The sequence below is a fragment of the Enterobacter sp. 03-F-07-AD-ECC genome (assembly GCF_047530935.1).
In the GTDB taxonomy this organism is placed as follows: Bacteria; Pseudomonadota; Gammaproteobacteria; order Enterobacterales; family Enterobacteriaceae; genus Enterobacter; species Enterobacter cloacae.
Window position 1 is genome coordinate 1 of sequence record NZ_JBLKBZ010000058.1, and the last position, 3,213, is coordinate 3,213.

Genomic DNA, 3,213 nt, shown 5'->3' on the forward strand with positions numbered 1-3,213 from the left:
ATATTAATTATATTTACTTAAAAAATGGGAATGCTGCGAGTGTATTATTAAAGGATAATGATATAGCAAATACGCAAAAAAAATCATTGCAATTCGATTTCATTAAAAAACATATAAAACATCAAACACCAGATTTGTTCTTCTCTGATGCAATAATATTTGTCGAGGGCATTACCGAGGAGAGGGTATTGAATTCATATATTGAGGATGACCCAGTTCTAAATAGAATGCATATTTCTGTTTTTAGAATTGATGGAGCACATGCGAAAGTATACGAAAAGCTAATTAACAAATTACAAATACCATCTTTGATTATTACTGATATAGATTTTAAAAAGGAGGCTAAGAAAAATGATAACAAGGCAGCTGAAATTACTGTGACTGTAGATGTTGCGGCGTTAGTAGAAGAACGCGCTGAGAAGGTTGAACAAATGGATGAGGAAGATGAAGAACTCGAGGATATGGATGAGGAAGTAGATGCGATAATTGGTCAAATCTCGGTGCTAACCGATGATTTAATAACTACAAACGCAACTTTGCGTCATTTTTTCAAAAATAAAAAGATTTCAGCAATCAATGATTTTTATGTTAAAGATAATTTAATGGTTGTATTTCAGAAGGATGGTGTTGCCATACCAAGAGAAAATCCCGAAGTCATTTATTATGCTACCAGTTTTGAAGAAGCATTAATTTTAAAAAATTACGATAATGAATTGCTCTTGGATATTCTTAAAAAAGTTATAAAAAAAGAAGTTTTAAATATACTTGGTGATGCAAATGATGCTTGTAATATAGCTCATAATTCAAGGGATCTACAGAAGCTACTAACCCGCAAAAAAAGTAGTTTTTCTAATAGCCTTATTTTTTCTTTGGTTACAATAAATCAAAATAAACCTGAACTACCTGATTATATTTTAAAGGGATTTGAGTGGCTAACGTTAAAATTAAAAAGAGAAGGCGTAGCGTATGAACTTTGAACTTGATAAACAACAAGCAGAAATCGAAAAAAAAGTCGAGGCCGAACTTTTTAAACTTATAAATGATGCTGAATCTTTCTATTTCATATCAGGCGCAGGTTCAGGAAAAACGCATGCTCTTATTTCTGGTGTAAATAGATTTATAAAGGATAATTACTCGCAGTTAATACTAAATGGTCAAAAAGTACTATGTATTACATTTACCAATAATGCTGCAGATGAAATAAAACATAGGTTGGGCGATAATGATTTAGTGATAACATCTACGATTCATTCATATATTTGGGATGTTGTTAAATATCATATGGATTTATTGCTTGATGAACATGTTATATATTTAAGTGAAGAAATTGCAAGAATTCATAACGACATTTTCAAATTTGAATCGAGCAATAAAACTGTATTAAAGGTAAGGTGTTTGGAAGAGTCTAAATTGAATGCAATTATAGATTGCATTCTTGAGGATAAAAGTAAGTTTTATGAGTCTCTGAAATCAGCCTCAAAATTCTGGGTATATTTAGAATCAATCACTGAAGAAGATGTTTACAATTATCTAAAAGGAAATTATCAAGAATTATCGACTGTTTTTAAAAAGTTAGTGAGATCTCAAGAGTTTAAACGGTGTATATGTAAGATAGAAGAAAAAGATACCCAGTACAGTACAATAAAATATTTCAATACAAAAAATATCGAGGTTTTATATAAAAATATTATTGGGCATAACACATTGCTAGTTTATGCGTCACGGTTGCTTTCAAAATACACATTACTTTCAAAATGTATCATCGACTCTCATCCACTTGTTTTCATTGATGAGTATCAAGATACAGATGAAGGTATTATAAATTTATTTTTAGGTGCATACGAAATCTCAAGAAAAGAGAATAAGAAACTATGCTTAGGTTTCTTTGGTGATCCTATGCAGACTATTTATAAGGAAAGTGTACATAAAGAATCAGAAAGTCTAAAAATACTTGTTAAGAATATTAATCGCAGGTCTCATCAAAATATAGTTTCATGCATTAATAAAATTAGGGGAGGAGGTCAATATATTAATCAACAACCTATAAAAATATATAATGACCACTCCTCTCCATCACTAATTATCGAGAAAGAAGAAAATTACACAAACGATTATTTGTCATCTGTAATTATTGAGCACAAAAACGAATGGGGCATAAGTGACACTTCTAAGCTTGCATGTCTAGTACTCAAAAATGAAATGCTGTCTCAGCTTTTTGGTTTTGAAATCCTTTTTACTAAAATGCTAAATATTTATCAAGCAGAACATGTAAAAGGATTTGAAATGATTGGGGCAGAGTTTTTATTTAAAGAAACAAGGTATGCAGGTCCTTTGCCAGCTCTCCTCCATGATTTGTTAATGCCCCTCTATCTCTTAAAGAGAAAAGCGGAGTTTTCAGTGTCAGATTTTTTTAATCAAAAAGAAATCCAATGTCATACTTTGTCGGGTATATTAAATACTCTAAAAGTCATAGAGTCGTTAAAAATTAAAAACTTAACTGACTTAGTATGTCAAATGTCAAATTTATATGAAACACAAAGCTCAGAAGTTAAAATAATTCTTGGTTATAATTTTGAAATTGTTACGCATGATGTAGAACACTTGAAAATGGAAATTATTGAGAGATGTAGGCTCAAAGATACTTTAAAGCTACCGTCATTATTAGATGAGTTATTTGAGATCGATATTGAACAATTCTTTTTATGGTTAGACTTTATTTATCAAGACTATACAGGGGAATTGGTTTCATACTTAACATGCCACGCTTCGAAGGGACTTGAATTTGATAATGTTATAATATTTCTTTCAGATTCTTTCAATAGAAAAGAAGGATATTTCTCAAACCTTTTAAATTCTGACATGAATTCACATTTAGAACCTCTTTTAGAATCTGCAAGAAGGTTGTTGTATGTGTCAAGTTCCAGAGCGATTAAAAATCTTAAAATATATCTATTCACTGACAAAAAAATAGATAAATCGAAAGTAGAATATTTGTTCCGACATAATGCTTAATTAATAGTCACTTTAAGTGTTAAATTAGAAGCCATGGACGGCTTAAAGAGATTTTAACAGGGTCGATTTTGTAATGTTGTTTAATTTTTTAATTTGAAGGTGAATTGCTAGAGATAATAAATATTAAAGATGGCTTTTATCAATTCTTCGTTAAGCATGCATATTTAAATCACATAGGAAATCTTTTGTTCAGTGTTAAAT

2 protein-coding genes are annotated in these 3,213 nt (G+C 30.1%); both read left to right on the top strand.

What is annotated here, in order from left to right; translation table 11 throughout:
• Positions 1-977: ATP-dependent endonuclease (locus tag ACMWKA_RS25550; protein ID WP_414760693.1), on the top strand; the 977-nt coding region annotated here is incomplete at its 5' end.
• The gene (locus ACMWKA_RS25555) at positions 967-3,012 is read left to right on the top strand and encodes a UvrD-helicase domain-containing protein (RefSeq protein WP_414760694.1); all 2,046 of its coding nucleotides are present in this window, start codon (positions 967-969) and stop codon (positions 3,010-3,012) included. The genes ACMWKA_RS25550 and ACMWKA_RS25555, both read left to right, overlap by 11 nt.
• Positions 3,013-3,213 lie beyond the last annotated feature (201 nt).

Bases quoted from the DNA above. Each gene is read 5' to 3' on its own strand.
- ACMWKA_RS25555 (WP_414760694.1), top strand. From the start codon at position 967: ATGAACTTTGAACTTGATAAACAACAAGCAGAAATCGAAAAAAAAGTC.